Consider the following 15033-nt stretch of genomic DNA (forward strand, 5'->3'; position numbering starts at 1 on the left):
GAGCTACCCGCTCCACCCCCACACGCTCGCCGGTGAGGCCCGCAGCGAGGAGACGAGGCGCAACAGCCGGTCCTCGTTCCCCGAGAGCCCCGCCGCGCGCAGCGCCTCGTCGGCCTCCGCCATCGGATGGGTGAGCATCACCCCGGCGTACGGCGCGAGCTGCGGATCGGTCAGCACGGCCTGGGTGGACTCCAGCAGCCGCAGGTACGCCTGGGCCGCGGCGCGCTCGGTGGCGGTCATCGTGATCATGTCGGGCTCCCTCTCGACAGGTCTACGCCCACCACCTTCTCGCACGGGTCTGACAACGGGGGTCAGGGCCTGTCCGGAGCCCCCTATGGTGCGCCCAGATGCGCCCTCAGCCGTTCCAGGAAGACCCGCTGTCCGGCGACGAGCAGCGGGTCGGCCTCCTCCGGGGTGAACCAGCCGACCCGGTCGATCTCCGGGAACTCCTGGTGGACGCCGGACCGGGGCGGCCACTCCATGGTGAAGGTGCCGGGCACCACCGCCCCCGGGTCGAGTTCACCCTCGACCGCCCAGACCGTGACGAGCTTCCCGCTGTGCTGCCGGGCCTCCCCGAGGTCGATCCACGCGCCCTCTGGCGCCGGGAGCCCCAGTTCCTCCAGGAACTCCCGTCGCGCCGCCACCTCGGGAGCCTCGTCCGGCTCGTACTCCCCTTTGGGGATCGACCAGGCCGCCTGCTCCCGGGAGGCCCAGAAGGGCCCGCCCATGTGGCCGATGAGGACTTCGACGCCCCTGCCCGCCGTGTGACGGAAGACCAGGAGACCCGCGCTGCGTTTGTCCGGCATGCACCCCAGTCTGGCCGATGGTCCCTACGGTGCGTACTCCTCCGTGCCGACGATCACCGGGCCGCCCGCCGGATCCACGCCGCTCGTCCACTCCGGCCCCAGCCGCACCGAACGCCAGGGCGCCTGCTCCCCGCGCAACCGCTCCCGCCGCAGCGGCGAGCCGTCCTGGGTGACGGTCAGGAGCGGTCGTACGAGCCGCCGGTCCGGCCGTACGAGCAAGGGGACGGCGGGCGCGGGACCGAGGAGCCCCGGTGTCACCCACCGCAAGGGCCCCGCCGTCAGCACCGGCACGCCGGCGGCCGGGCAGGCCCGCCCGGCGAGCAGGCCGAGGACGGAGCCGGCGGCCGCGCGGCCCTCGGCGGCGGCCACCTGCGCCGGCTCCACCCCGCGCAGGAGGTTGCCGGCGGCGAAGACCCCCGGCTCGGCCGTGCGGTAGGCACTGTCCGTGACGGGCCCCCGGGTCCCCGGCGCGGGTGCGAGACCGCGGGCCCGGGCCAGCTCGTGGTCGGGGATCCAGTCCCCGGTGAACACCACCGTGTCGCAGCGCAGCACGGACGTCCGCCCGTCCCGCCCCCGGACCGCGACCCCGGTCAGCCGCCCCCGCCCCAGCAGCTCGACCACCGACGTCCGCGTGAGGACGGGTACGGCTCCGAACCCCTGAGCCGTGCGCGGGAGTTCGGTCATGACCGCGGCCACCTCCACGCCGGCCGCGCGGAGCGCCCCCACCGCGTGCCGGGCCACCGGCTCGCCGCCGACGACCACCGCCCGCCTGCCGATGCGCTCGCGCAGGACCCCGCGCTCGCCTTCGAACGTCCCTGCCGTCCGCAGGAGTTCGCCCGTCGTCAGCACTCCGGCCGGCCGTGTGCCCGGTACGAGCCGGGCGCTGCGCGGACGTTCGCGCGCGCCCGTGGCGAGGACCACGGCGTGCGCCCGGATCCGTTCGAGCCCGGTCGGCGCGGTGACGTCCAGGGTGAGCGGTCCGGCCCAGCCGGTGGCGGACACCCCGGTTCTGACGACGGCGCCGGAGCGGAGCGCCGCCCGGAGCGCGAGGCGCGCGTACGCCGGACCGTCCAGCGGCCGTCCCCGGCGGTCCGCGCCGAACCCCGGGTGCCCGCAGTACCGGGGCACACCCCCGGCCGCGCGCTCCCGCTCCAGCACCTCGACCCGCCCCGCGCCCGCCGCCGCGAGCCGCGCCGCTGCGGCGAGCCCGGCGGGCCCCGCGCCCACGACCAGCACGTCGACCACGCGGTTCACCGGGCCCCCTTCCCGTACGACTCGCTCAACGCCCTTACCTCCGCGCCGCAGAAGTGCCCCTGGCACCGTCCGCCCCGGGCACGCGTCCGGCGCCGCAGCCCGTCCGGCCCCGCCGGGGGGATCTCCGACGCGTAGGCGGCCCGGATCTCCCCGCGCGTCACGCGCTCGCAGTGGCAGACGATCATCCCGAACTCCGGGTCCCGCGCGATCAGTTCGGCGTCGCGGTACGGGCGGCGGAAGGCCTCTCCGAGATTGGGCATACGGACCGGGGCGAGCGGACGCTCCGGCCCGGGGTCGAGACCGCAGTCGGCGAGGAGCCCCAGCACGTGCTCGGCGAGCGCCAGGGAGGCGGAGAGCCCGGTGGAGCGGATCCCGCCCACCGTGACGTACCGCAGCGCGGGGTGGGCCGTGCACCGGTAGTCCTCCTGTCCCGTGGCGGCCCGCAGCCCCGCGTAGACCGCGGTGACCTCCTCGTCGAGCAGCGCGGGCACGATCCGGCCGCCCTGTTCGCGGAGCCCGGCCAGTCCCTCGGCCGTCGTGCCGGTGGCGGTCTTGTCGTCGAGGTCCTCGGCGGTGGGCCCGAGCATGACGTTCCCGTACACCGTGGGCGAGACGAGCACCCCCTTGCCGAGCGGCCCGGGCACGGGAAGGAGGATGTGCCGGACCAGGTCGCGGGCGAACTTGTCGAAGACGAGCAGCTGGCCCCGGCGGGGGGTGACGGTGAAGTCGCGGCGGTCCAGGAGCGCGTCGAAGGCATCCGCGTGGAGCCCGCAGGCATTCACCAGGTGGCGGGTCCGCAGCGCCCCGCGCCGCGTGACGAGCCGGTGCCACGGATCGCCCGTGCGGACCTTCTCCACCCGGCAGTCGAGATGCAGGTCGACCCCGGAGCGTACGGCCTGCGTCGCATACGCGAGGGTCGTCGTCCACGGGCAGATCACCGACTCGCCGGGAACGGCGAGCCCGGCCAGTGCGCCCGGCCCCAAGTGCGGTTCCCGGGCGCGCAGTTCGTCGGCCGAGAGCAGCCGGGTGGCGAGGTGGCCGTTGCGTTCCGCCTTCTCCGCGAGGCGGGGGAGCGCGGCCCGCTGCTGCTCGTCCCAGGCGACGAGCAGCGCGCCGAGCGGCTCGACGGGAATGCCCGCCTCGCTCGCGAACGCGCCGAGCAGCCGATGGCCCTCGCGGACCATCCGCGCTTCGAGCGTGCCCGGAGCGGCGTCGAAACCGGTGTGCAGAATGGCGGTGTTGGCCTTCGACGTACCGTCACCGACGTCGCTCGCGGCCTCCACGAGCGCGACCCGCAGCGGGTGGCGGGCGAGAGCGCGCGCGATGGCACAGCCGACGACTCCCGCGCCGACGACCACGACGTCGTACTCGGCCTCGGGCCCGGTGGGCAACGGGCCGGTACGGGTGACGGTCACGCGGCGCTCCCCGCGCCTGCGGCGTCACCCGCGCCCGCGGCACCGCCTGCCCCCGCCCCGCCGCGGTCGAGCAGCGACGACACCTCCGCGCGGAACGCGGCCAGGCGTGCGGCGGCCTCGTCGGTGCCGATGCGGGGTTCGTAGACGGCCGAGGGCTTCCACTCCGGCACCGCCTCGCGGAGCGCGAGCCCCGGGTGGAGGCCGAGGCGGGCCACCGCGCCCACCCCGAGGGCCGTGGCATCGGGCGACGACGCCACTTCGACGGGGAGTTGCAGCAGATCGGCCTGGGTCTGCATGAGCAGTGCCGACCGGGTCAGGCCCCCGTCCGCGCGCAGCGAGGTCAGTGGCGCTCCCCGGTCGGCGGCGACCGCCGAGGCGAGCTCCACCACCTGGGCGGCGATGCCCTCGCACAGCGCGCGCACCAGATGGCCGGGGGAGGTGTCCAGGCCGAGGCCGGTCAGCGAGCCGCGCACGTCCCCCCGCCACCACGGCGCGGCGAGGCCGGCCAGTGCGGGCACGAACGTGACCCCGCCGGTGTCCGGAACACTTCCGCCGACCGTGTCGATCTCCCCGGCCCCGGCGAGGACGCCCAGGTCGGTCAGCCAGCGGACGGCCGAGGCCACCGTGTACACCTGGCCGTCCAGGCAGTGCTCGACGCGTCCGCCCAGCCGCCAGGCGACACAGCTCACCAGGCCCGAAGTGCCGCGCCGGGGCTCGGGACCGGTCCGCGCGAGGAGGAAGGCGCCCGTACCGTACGTGCACTTGGCGGCGGAGGGCTCGCCCGCGCTCTGCGCGAGCAGCGCGGCCTGCTGGTCGACCAGGAGGCCGGTCAGCGGCAGCGGCGGGCCGAAGGCCGTCGTGGTGCCGACCGGGGTGTCGCAGTCCACCACCCGGGGCAGTCGCTCGCCGCCCAGGCCGTACAGGTCGAGGGCCGTCTCCGACCACGCGACCGTGTCCGGATCGAGCAGCCCGGTACGTCCGGCGGTGGCCGCGTCGGTGACGAAGGCGCCCGTCAGCCGGTGGACGAGCCAGGCGTCGCTGGTGGTGACCACCCCGGCGCCGGTGGCGCGACGGCGGATCCAGGCCATCTTGGGCGCGGCGAAGTAAGGGTCCACGGGCAGACCGGTCAGCCGGTGCAACAGCTCGGCGTGGTCGGCGAGTCCGTCGCAGACGGAGGCGGCCCTGCGGTCCTGCCAGACCAGCGCGTCCGTCAGAGGATCGCCCGTGGCCGGGTCCCACGCGAGCACCGTCTCGCCCTGGTTGGCGAGCCCCACGGCCGTGACCGGGGTGCCGGCCTCGGCCAGCGCCGCCCGCCCGGCCGCGACGACGGAGCCGTACAGCTCACGGGGGTCGACCTCGACGAGGCCGCCCGGGAGGTAGCGGGGCCGGACCGGAGCCGTGCCGGTGCCGATCACCCCGCGCTCCGGGCAGACGACGAGTGCCTTGGTTCCCGACGTTCCCTGGTCCACGGCCAGTACCGGACCGCCCGTCATCCCACTGCCCCCGTCGCCGGATCGGAAGGTGATCGTCCGATCACCGAAAGGGGTCAGGTTCCCGCTGCCAGGGGCCCGCGTCAAGTGTCGCCGAACGACACCGTCAGGTCGGTCCCGCCTACCTGACAGTAAGTCAAATCCAGTCGCTGTCTTAATAGTTACCGTCACGGAGAAGAGTGGAGTGGTCGCGTCCAGTGCCCTCTATAGTGATCGCCGATCAACGGCAGGAAGGCCGTCGGGGGACTGACCACCCCCCTCCATCCACCGAGGAAGCATGTCATCCACACCTGGCCCCACCCCCTGATGGCCGCACAGGGTTTCCGGCCCGTCTACCACCCCGCGGGACACGACCACGCCCTGCGCAACGCCGTCCAGGACCTGCGCACCGGCCGTTGGGTGGCCATGGCCCGCCTGCTCGACGAGACCTCGGGATGGGATGCCTGGACCCGGCGCACCCAGGTCCTCGCCGCCGTCGCCGCGGGCACCGACGTCGTCCACGCCTGGCGCACCGAACAGCCCGGCAGCATCCCCGCCACGGTGATGCACAGCCGCGTCGCCGTCGAGCGGGCCGTCCGTGCCCACCGAGCCGGCCACGCCCGCACACGCGAACTCTGGCAGGAGGCCTGGACCGGGTGCCGCGAGGCCGCCGAACTGGCCCCCGCCGACCCCGTGCCCTGGATCGGCCTCCTCGCCCTCGCCGCCCTCGACGGCCGCCAGCGCATGGCCGAGCACCGGCTCTCCCCGCCGGCCCCCATGCTGGCCCCCGGTCCCTGGGGACTGCTCGCCGAGGCGGACAAGCGCGACCCGCACAACCGCGAAGCGCACCACCGCATGCTCCAGTTCGTCTACGCCCGCAGCCCCGGACCGCTCTCCGAGGCCGTCAACTACGCCCAGTGGGCCGCCACTTCCGCACCCGTCGGCTCCGCCCTGCACGCCTTGCCGCTCTATGTGCGGGTCGAGCGCTACCGGCGCGAGCGCGGCCACGAACGCGCCCTGGACCTCCACTGGGTCGCCGAGGACGCCGTACGCGACGCCGAGCGCGCCCTGGACTCCTGGTTCCTCTTCTGCGCCACCGAAGAGGCCTCTCTGCTCGACCTGAACCACCTGGCACACGCCCTCTACGGAGCCCTCCGCTTCGACGACGCGGCCCGGGTCTTCACAGCGCTCGGCCCGTACTACGTGACGCTGCCGTGGGCCTACCGCACGGCCCGGCCGGACGACCGGGCCCTGGCGGAGGAGGTCTTCGTGCGCGCCAGAACCCGCTGCCTCACCGGCTGAGGCGCACTGAGGGCCCCCGCGCCCAGTCTTTGCCCCCGCTCACCGCTCGCTCCCCCCGGAGGTCCCCATGTCCCGCACCGCAGCCCCGACCGACGCGATACGCAAGCCACCCCCCGCCCAGGACGAGGAGGCGCGGCTCAGAGAGCTCGGCTACCAGCCGGTCCTGGCCCGCCGCATGGGCGGCTTCGGCAACTTCGCGATCAGCTTCTCCGTCATCTCGGTCCTCTCCGGCTGCATGACGCTGTACGGCTTCGGCATGGGCACGGGCGGCCCCGCCGTCATGCTCTGGGGCTGGGCCGGCGTCGGCCTCTTCGTCCTGTGCGTGGGCCTCGCCCTCGCCGAGGTGACCAGCGCCTACCCCACGTCCGGAGCGCTCTACTACATGGCGGACCGGCTCGGCGGGCGCCGCTGGGGCTGGTACACCGGCTGGCTGAACCTCCTGGGCCTGGTCGGGGCCATCGCCGGCATCGACTACGGGGCGGCCCTCTTCACCGGGGCCTTCCTCAACCTCCAGTGGGGATTCGTCCCCACCGCGGGCTCCACCTTCCTCATCTTCCTGGCGATCCTCCTCCTGCACGCCGTCCTGAACCTCTTCGGCGTCCGCCTCGTCAGCGTCCTCAACTCGATCAGCGTCTGGTGGCACCTCGCGGGCGTCGCGCTCATCGTCGGCGCGCTCGCCTTCATCCCCGACCGCCACCAGTCCGCCGGGTTCGTCTTCACCGAGTTCGTGAACGACACCGGCTGGGCCAACCCCTTCTACGTCGCGGCGATCGGCCTGCTCCTCGCCCAGTACACCTTCTCCGGCTACGACGCCTCGGCCCATCTCTCCGAGGAGACCTCCAACGCCTCCGTCGCCGCCGCCAAGGGCATCGTGCGGGCCATCTGGGTCTCCTGGATCGCCGGCTTCGCCCTCCTGGCCGGACTGAGCTTCGCCATCCAGGACTACGCGGCCGCGCAGAACTCCGCGACAGGAGTCCCGCCCGCCCAGATCCTCCTGGACGCACTCGGCTCGGGAGGCGCCACCGCCCTCCTGCTCGTGGTGATCGTCGCCCAGCTCTTCTGCGGCAACGCCGAGGTCGCCGCCGCGAGCCGCATGGTCTTCGCCTTCAGCCGCGACAACGCCCTTCCCGGCTCCGCGATCTGGCGGAAGGTCAGCACCCGTACGCAGACCCCGGTCCCGGCCGTCTGGCTGGCCGTCGCCGTGGCGGCGCTGCTCGCCGCCCCCGCCCTGTACTCCGCCACCGCCTACGGCGCGGTCACCGCGATCAACGTCATCGGCATCACCCCCGCCTACGCCATCCCGATCTACCTCCGCCTGCGCGCCGGGAAGCGCTTCACCCCCGGGCCGTGGAGCCTGGGCCGCTGGAGCAAGCCGATCGGCTGGACCGCCGTCGTGTGGGTGGCCCTGGTGACCGTCCTCTACTGCCTGCCGCAGAAGTCCCCGGTGACGGTCGACACCATGAACTACGCCGTGATCGCGCTCGCCGTCGTCCTGGTCCTGGCCAGCATCTGGTGGTACGTGGCCCGCCGCTCGTACGGCACCCCGACGACGTACGGAACGGCCCGCGAGGAAGCGGACATCTCCGAGGGAATCGTCTAGGCCCTGCCAGGCCCCTGCCGCCACCGTGAACACCCGCACACCCGGCGGGGGTTCACGGTGCATCCGGTGTTCACGCCGGGGCCCCCGGGGCTCCACCCTCCGTCCGTAGCGTCTCGCCCGTCCGTCCACGCTACCGAGGAGTACCGTGAGCGCTTCCGCTCTGACCGCTCTCGCCGCCACCGCCCTCGCGGTGGTCACCGCGGCCTCCGCGACCACCCAGCCCGTCCCCGTCACCGTCACGGCGCGCGTCGAGACGCCCGCCGTGTACGACGACGAGGCGGGCGGCAACGCGAACGCCGACGACCCGGCCGTCTGGGTCGACCCGACCAGCCCCGGCCGCAGCATCGTGATCGGCACCCTGAAAGAGGCCGGGCTCGACGTCTACGGCCTCGACGGACGCCGGCTCCAGCACATCGCCGCGCCGCAGGCCCCCGGCGAGGACGCCGCACCCGGCCGCTTCAACAACGTCGACGTCGTCTACGGCTTCGAGCTCGCCGGCCGGAAGACGGACCTGGCCCTCGTCAGCGACCGGGGCCGCGACCGCGTCAGGGCCTACGCCATCGACCCCGTCGCCGTCGCCAAGGGCCGCCCGCCCCTGCGTGACGTGACCGCCGCCGACGTGGCTCCGGTCTTCGCCGCCGACGAGGCCGAGGTGGACGAGCAGCGCACCACGTACGGCCTCGCCGCGTACAGCGACGACGACGAGGCGTACGTCGTCGTCTCGCGCCGCGAGGAGACGAGCCTGCGCCTGCTCGAACTGGAGGACCGGGGCGGCCGGGTCGGCTACCGCACCGAGGACACCCTCGACCTGCCCGCCTCCTTCACCCTCCCCGACGGCACCTCCTGGCGGCCCTGCGCCGACCCCGGCGAGCGGCCGCAGGTCGAGGGCATGGCCGTCGACCAGGAGGAGCACGTCCTCTACGCGGCGCAGGAGGCCGTCGGCCTGTGGCGCGTCGAGCTCGACGACGCCGAGTTCGAGAAGCCCGTACTCCTCGACCGGGTCCGTGAGTACGGCACCCCGTGGACGTACGACAGCGCCGAGGAGGAATGCGTCCTCGACACCGCCCACGACCCCGGCTTCGGCGGCGAGCACCTGAGCGCCGACGCCGAAGGCGTCACCGTCTACCACGCGGGCGACGGCGAGGGCTACGTCCTCGCGTCCAGCCAGGGCGACAACACCTTCGCCGCCTACGACCGGAAGCGCGGCAACACCTACCTCGGCTCGTTCGCGATCGGCGACGGATCCGCCACCGACGGGGTGCAGCACTCCGACGGCACCGCCGTGATCAACGTCCCGCTCGGCCGGAGCTTCCCCCGCGGCCTGGTCGTCACCCACGACGGCGAGGCCGCGCCCGCCGACGGCGACCGAGAGAGCACGAACTTCAAGTTCACGCCCTGGGAGTCGGTCGCCGGCGCCTTCCCCCGGTCCCTGCGCGTCGACACGGAGTCCTTCGACCCGCGCGACACCGACTGACGGCAACCGATCCCGCGGCGGCGACGACTGGGAGGTACGCAACGGCTCTCTTCCCCCGCAGGAGGACTCGTGCAGCACCCGCAAGTACCCGTCGTCGCCCGCCGTCTGGCCACCGCGCTCGTGGCCGGCGCGATGACCTGTGCCGCGCTCACCGCGACCACCGGAACCGCGTCCGCCGCCACCGCGCGGCAGGTCGAGCGGCTCGACCGGGGCGTGGTGAGCGTCCACACCGGCACCGGCAACCTCGTCAGCTGGCGCTGGCTGGCCACCGACCCGGACTCCGTCGCCTTCAACGTCTACCGGGCCGGTACAAAGGTCAACGCCACCCCCGTCACCGCGTCCACCAACTACTTCCACGCCGGCGCGCCGAGCCACGCCGACTACACGGTCCGCGCCGTGATCGGCGGCGTCGAACAGACGGACTCCGTCCACGCCGTGCAGTTCCGTACCGGCTACAAGGACGTGCCGATCACCCCGCCGGCGGGCGGCACGACACCCGACGGCGTGGCGTACACCTACGAGGCCAACGACGCCTCCGTCGGCGACCTCGACGGCGACGGCGACCTGGACTTCGTCCTCAAGTGGCAGCCCACGAACGCCAAGGACAACTCGCAGTCCGGCTACACCGGCAACACCGTCGTGGACGGTGTCACGCTCGAAGGCACCCGCCTGTGGCGGATCGACCTCGGCCGCAACATCCGCTCCGGCGCGCACTACACGCAGTTCCAGGTCTACGACTACGACGGCGACGGCAGGGCCGAGGTGGCCATGAAGACCGCCGACGGCACCGTCGACGGACGCGGCACGGTGATCGGCAGCGCCTCCGCCGACCACCGCAACAGCAGCGGGTACGTCCTGGCGGGAGCCGAGTACCTGACGATGTTCGACGGGCGCACCGGCGCCGCCATGGGCAGCACCGCCTACGTCCCGGCGCGCGGGACCGTCTCCTCCTGGGGCGACAGCTACGGCAACCGGGTCGACCGCTTCCTCGCGGCCACCGCGTACCTCGACGGCGCCCGGCCCTCGTTGATCATGGCGCGCGGCTACTACACGCGGAGCGTGATCGCCGCCTGGGACTGGCGCGACGGCGCCTTCACTCGCCGCTGGACCTTCGACTCCTCGAGCTCCACGAACACGGGGAAGGGCTACGACGGCCAGGGCTCGCACAGCCTCTCCGTGGGCGACGTGGACGCCGACGGGAAGGACGAGATCGTCTACGGCGCGATGGCCGTGGACGACAACGGCAACGGGCTGTGGACCACCAGGACGGGCCACGGCGACGCCCAGCACCTCGGCGATCTCGACCCGGGGAAGGCGGGCCTGGAGTACTTCAAGGTCTCGGAGTCCTCCTCACAGCCCTCGCAGCTGTACATCGACCCGGCTAACGGCACCGTCCGCTGGCAGCTCGCGGCCTGCTGCGACAACGGCCGCGGCGTCGCCGGAGACATCTGGGCCGGGAACGACGGGGCGGAGGTGTGGTCCTCGTCCGACACCTCGGTACGGGACGAGGCCGGGGCCGCCAAGGGCCGCGAGCCCTCGTCCGCCAACTTCCTGAACTGGTGGGACGGCGACACCACGCGGGAACTCCTCGACGGGACCCGGATCGACAAGTACGGGACCGCCGGCGAGACCCGGCTCCTCACCGGCGCCTCGGTCGCGTCGAACAACACCACGAAGGCGACGCCCGCGCTCTCGGGGGACATCCTCGGCGACTGGCGCGAGGAGGTCGTGTGGCGCACGACCGACAACACCGCGCTGCGGATCCACTCGACGCCGTACGAGACGGGGACCCGGATCACGACCCTGCTGCACGACACCATGTACCGCACGGGGCTGGCCTGGCAGAACACCGCCTACAACCAGCCCCCGCACCCGAGCTTCCACATCGGCAACGGCATGCGGACCCCGCCGAGGCCCCTGGTCACGACCCCGTAGCGGGGCGGGACGGGGCGCCGGCGAGGGCACCTGCTGGTCAGGCGCTGAACTCGTAGGTCCAGGCCGCCGACCGCGCCGAGAAGTCGATGTCCGTGATCTCCAGCGCGTGCCCGTGCTGGTCGCTCACCACCCGGTGGACGACCAGCCGGGCCGGGCCGTCGTTCGCCGCTGCCGTACCGGCCGGGACGGGTGGCACGCCGATCGACTCCCGGTGGGTGACCCGCAGCCCCGCCTGGTGCATCCAGTGGTAGAGGAGCCGCAGGTCGGGCTGGTGATGGCGGTCCTTGATCCGCCGGTAGCGGGCGAGTTGGGGAATCTCGGAGAGTGCCGGCCGGGAGAACCAGGACACGGCCCGCTGGAGCGCCGCCCCCTGGGGCCCGAACACCAGATGGCGGTGGACGAGCGTCGGCTCGCCGGGGGCGAGCAGCAGCCGGGAGGTGAGCGGGGTCGGCGGCGGCTCCCAGGTGAGCGAGGCCCGCACCAGGGCCTCGCTCACGCGCGGACCGCCGGGGAAGGTCGGCCGGCGGGCCGTGAGCGGCGGCGGTACGGGCTCGGTGGCGCCGGCGGCCGCGGCGAACGTCCCGCGCCGGTCGGTGACCACGAGGCGCTCCTCCCGCAGGAGCTGGAGCGCGCTGCGGACCGTCTGCCGGTTGACGTGGTAGCGCTGGGACAGGGAACGTTCCGAAGGGAGCCGGCTCCCGGGAGAGATGCGCCGGTGGGCGAGGTCCTCGCGCAGGACGGCGGCGACCCGGAGGTAGAGCGGCACTTCCGCCGCCGCGGCATCGGGCTCGGCCATGATCAAACCCTCTCTAAGCACAGCGTGACCGCATGGGCCGTATCGGTGATCAATTCCTATCATTGGTCTAAACCATTCCGCTAGAGCGGCCCGGCAGAGTGGCCGAAACGAGCGCCGCACCGTGTAATGGGGTCCAGGCGGCGGGCACAGTGCCGCGGCGGCGGAAGAGGCGGGTGAGGCCGGATGACGACACCGTCGGAGCGCGCGGCAAGGGGCCGGCAGGCCCGCAAGCGCGTCCCCCGCTCCTCGCACGGCCGCTGGATCCCCTCCTCCCAGCGCCCCGAAGCGCTGGCCGTCCTGGAGCGCGAGTCCCAGGACCGCCTGCCCGGCCTCGTACCCCTGCGCTACGGCCGCATGGCGGTCTCCCCCTTCGCCTTCTTCCGCGGCGCCGCCGGCGTCATGGCGGCCGACCTCGGCGCCCAGCACCACACGGGCCTCACCGTCCAGCTCTGCGGCGACGCCCATCTGCTCAACTTCGGGGTGTACGCCTCACCCGAACGGACGCTCCTCTTCGACGTGAACGACTTCGACGAGACCCTCCCCGGGCCCTTCGAGTGGGACGTCAAGCGGCTCGCCGCCAGCGTCACCGTCGCCGCCCTCCAGAACGGCAGCACGAAGGCCAAGGCCCACCGGGCCGCGCTCGTGGCCACGGAGTCGTACCGCACGACCATGCGCCGCCTGGCGGAGCTCGGCGAACTCGACGTCTGGTACGCGCGAATAGCCGCCGACGACCTGCTTCCCCTGGTCGGTCGCGGCGCCCGCGCCCGTGTCGCCGACCGGATCGCCAAGGCCCGCCGCCGCACCAGCCTCCAGGCCTTCAGCAAGCTCACCGAGACGGACGCGTCCGGAGCGCGGCGCATCGTCGAGGACCCGCCCCTCCTGGAGCGGACCACGGACGTCGACCGCGTCACCCTCGGCAAGATCTTCAGCGACTACCGCAGCTCGCTCTCCGAGGAGCGGCGCATCCTGCTCGACCGCTACCGCTTCGTCGACGCGGCCAGGAAGGTCGTCGGAGTCGGCAGCGTCGGCACCCGCTGCTTCGTCCTCCTCCTCGAAGGCCGCGACGACGGCGACCCGCTCATGCTGCAGATCAAGGAGGCCGGCCCCTCGGTCCTGGAGCCCTATCTGCCGGCGACGGAGTACGACCACCAGGGCCGCCGGGTGGTCTGCGGGCAGCGCCTCACCCAGGCCGCCAGCGACATCTTCCTGGGCTGGATGACCGGACCCGAGCAACGCCACTTCTACTGGCGCCAGTTGCGCGACATGAAGGGCTCGGCCGAGGTGGAGACCATGACCCCGGCCATGCTCCGGACCTACGCGCGGCTCTGCGGCAGGGCGCTGGCCCGGGCCCACGCCCGCTCCGGCGACCGGATCGCCATCGCCGGCTACCTGGGCAGCTCGGACGTCTTCGACCGCTCCGTCGCCGACTTCTCGCTCGCCTACGCCGGCCAGAACGCCGACGACTACGCGGCGCTCGGCGCGGCCATCGCGGCCGGCGTGGTGACGGCGGCCCCGGGCGCCTGAACAGGCCGGTACCCGGGACCGCCGCTCCACCTCCGTGTGTCGCGACCGCTACGCGCCGCGGCGCAGCGGCGGCCCGGCCGGGGACTCGGCCACCGGCCCGAAGAGCACCGCCCGCGCCACCGCGGGGGCGAACAGCCCGGTCATCGGGGCGGTGAGGTGGAGAGCCTCCCTGAAGGCCGCACCGACGACCGGGTCGCCCGCCGCCCGCTCCTGCACCCGGCCCAGGTACCAGCCGACCGCCTTGTCCAGCGGCCCGGGCTTCGTCGTGTCGCCGACGGCACCGGGCATCTTCTTGTCGGAGCCCGCCGAGATGTCCCAGGCGGGCTTCGAGGCGTCGAGGAGGGCGCGCTGCACCCGCTGGGTGGTCGGCGTCCGCTTCGGATCGGCGAGCGCCCGGCGCAGGGCGAGGGCGGTGATCGCGGCGACCGCCATGCCCTGCCCGTAGATCGGGTTGAAGGCGCAGAGGGCGTCGCCGGTGGCGAGGAAGCCGGCCGGACGGCGGCCCGGACGGTCGTACCGGCGGCGGATGTTCGCGGTCTTCCGGAAACCGTAGACCGGCGACACCGGTTCGGCCGTGGCCAGCCATTCGCTGATCACCGGGTGGGGCATCCGCTTCGTGTACTCCTCGAAGGCGCCCTCCTCCGTCGGCGGCCGGTCGTCGCGCAGCCCCGACAACGTCACGAGATGGTGCCCGTCACCGACGGGCAGCACCACGGCGCCGTACTGCTGGGAGGGGTTGGGCACGATGAAGTAGCCCATGGTGTCGCTGCCCAGGGCGCCGTCCGGCGCCCGGTAGACCCGGGTGCTGTACGCGAGGCCCGTGTCGAGGGTCTCCTCGTGCGGGGCCTCGGCGCCGATCGCCGCCAGCCAGTCCGGCGCCTTCGTGGACCGGCCGGAGGCGTCCACGACCAGATCGGCCTCCAGGACGTGGGTCTCCTTCTCGGCGCCCGCGCCGCGCTCCCGGAGCCGTACTCCGCGGACGCGCGAGGAGTCGCCGATCAGGCCGACCGTCTCGTGGCCCTCGACCAGTTCCACGCGGGGGTCGGCGAACACGCGCCGGCGTACCAGCCATTCCAGCTGCGGGCGCGGACCCGCGTAGAAGTGCAGGGTCGGGGGCGTGCGGTCGAACCACTTGCCGTTCTGCCACTGGACCATGTCCTCGGGCACGCCCACCTTGGGTGCGCCGAGCTCCCGCAGCTCGTCGGTGAACCCCGGGAGCAGCTCGTCGAACGCCCGCTGTCCGCCCGAGATCAGGACGTGGATGTGCCGCCCCTGCGGCACGCCCGGCCGGGCCTCCGGGCCCTCCGGGAAGCGGTCGCGCTCGACGACCGTCACCTTCTCCGCGTGCTCCGCGAGGACCCGTGCGGCCAGGAGTCCAGCGAGACTTCCCCCGATGACCACCGCGTGACGTGTCGTGCGGCGCCCCAAGTCGTCGCCCATGCCCGCCCTTTCGTTGCG

Annotated in this window: 12 protein-coding genes; 5 read left to right on the forward strand and 7 right to left on the reverse strand. The window is 73.7% G+C overall.

Annotated features, from left to right (window positions below; all coding sequences use genetic code 11):
* Nucleotides 1-3 precede the first annotated feature (3 nt).
* The 5 genes from DEJ46_RS35540 to DEJ46_RS35560 all read right to left on the reverse strand — a co-directional run bounded on the left by DEJ46_RS35540 (nucleotide 4) and on the right by DEJ46_RS35560 (nucleotide 4968).
* On the reverse strand, nucleotides 4-240 hold the full coding sequence (locus DEJ46_RS35540; RefSeq protein WP_190623309.1) for a hypothetical protein: 237 nt from the start codon (nucleotides 238-240) through the stop codon (nucleotides 4-6).
* A gap of 92 nt (nucleotides 241-332) precedes the next feature.
* Nucleotides 333-806 (reverse strand): NUDIX domain-containing protein, encoded by a 474-nt coding sequence (locus tag DEJ46_RS35545; RefSeq protein ID WP_150273023.1) that lies wholly within the window; start codon nucleotides 804-806, stop codon nucleotides 333-335.
* 24 nt (nucleotides 807-830) lie between these two features.
* Nucleotides 831-2060, reverse strand: a complete 1230-nt coding sequence (locus DEJ46_RS35550; RefSeq protein ID WP_150273025.1) for an FAD-dependent oxidoreductase — start codon at nucleotides 2058-2060, stop codon at nucleotides 831-833.
* Entirely contained in the window at nucleotides 2057-3475 is a 1419-nt protein-coding gene (locus DEJ46_RS35555) for an FAD-dependent oxidoreductase (RefSeq protein WP_150273027.1), read from the reverse strand. The genes DEJ46_RS35550 and DEJ46_RS35555 overlap by 4 nt, the downstream gene beginning before the upstream one ends.
* Complete coding sequence (locus DEJ46_RS35560; RefSeq protein ID WP_150273029.1) at nucleotides 3472-4968, reverse strand: FGGY family carbohydrate kinase; 1497 nt, start codon at nucleotides 4966-4968, stop codon at nucleotides 3472-3474. The genes DEJ46_RS35555 and DEJ46_RS35560 overlap by 4 nt, the downstream gene beginning before the upstream one ends.
* 303 nt (nucleotides 4969-5271) lie before the next feature.
* Here DEJ46_RS35560 and DEJ46_RS35565 point away from each other — a divergent pair, with 303 nt between their 5' ends.
* From DEJ46_RS35565 to DEJ46_RS35580, 4 genes are all read left to right on the forward strand, one after another.
* The gene (locus DEJ46_RS35565; RefSeq protein WP_150273031.1) at nucleotides 5272-6246 is read left to right on the forward strand and encodes a hypothetical protein; all 975 of its coding nucleotides are present in this window, start codon (nucleotides 5272-5274) and stop codon (nucleotides 6244-6246) included.
* 67 nt (nucleotides 6247-6313) lie between these two features.
* A complete protein-coding gene (locus DEJ46_RS35570) occupies nucleotides 6314-7846 on the forward strand; it encodes an amino acid permease (RefSeq protein ID WP_190623059.1) in 1533 nt (510 codons plus the stop codon).
* 145 nt (nucleotides 7847-7991) lie between these two features.
* On the forward strand, nucleotides 7992-9320 hold the full coding sequence (locus DEJ46_RS35575) for a phytase (RefSeq protein WP_190623061.1): 1329 nt from the start codon (nucleotides 7992-7994) through the stop codon (nucleotides 9318-9320).
* A gap of 69 nt (nucleotides 9321-9389) precedes the next feature.
* Nucleotides 9390-11255 (forward strand): rhamnogalacturonan lyase, encoded by a 1866-nt coding sequence (locus DEJ46_RS35580; protein WP_411757801.1) that lies wholly within the window; start codon nucleotides 9390-9392, stop codon nucleotides 11253-11255.
* Between the two features lie 37 nt (nucleotides 11256-11292).
* On the opposite strand, the gene DEJ46_RS35585 is transcribed toward DEJ46_RS35580, so the two are convergent.
* A complete protein-coding gene (locus DEJ46_RS35585) occupies nucleotides 11293-12051 on the reverse strand; it encodes a GntR family transcriptional regulator (RefSeq protein ID WP_150273033.1) in 759 nt (252 codons plus the stop codon).
* A gap of 183 nt (nucleotides 12052-12234) precedes the next feature.
* Between DEJ46_RS35585 and DEJ46_RS35590 the strand changes: the two genes are divergently transcribed.
* Nucleotides 12235-13575, forward strand: coding sequence for a DUF2252 domain-containing protein (locus DEJ46_RS35590; protein WP_150273035.1), 1341 nt, complete (start codon nucleotides 12235-12237; stop codon nucleotides 13573-13575).
* A 48-nt stretch (nucleotides 13576-13623) separates the two neighbouring features.
* Here DEJ46_RS35590 and DEJ46_RS35595 read toward each other — a convergent pair whose 3' ends face one another.
* Nucleotides 13624-15015 (reverse strand): NAD(P)/FAD-dependent oxidoreductase, encoded by a 1392-nt coding sequence (locus DEJ46_RS35595; RefSeq protein ID WP_150273037.1) that lies wholly within the window; start codon nucleotides 15013-15015, stop codon nucleotides 13624-13626.
* Nucleotides 15016-15033 lie beyond the last annotated feature (18 nt).

It is taken from the genome of Streptomyces venezuelae (genome assembly GCF_008642375.1).
GTDB classification, from domain to species: Bacteria; Actinomycetota; Actinomycetes; order Streptomycetales; family Streptomycetaceae; genus Streptomyces; species Streptomyces venezuelae_G.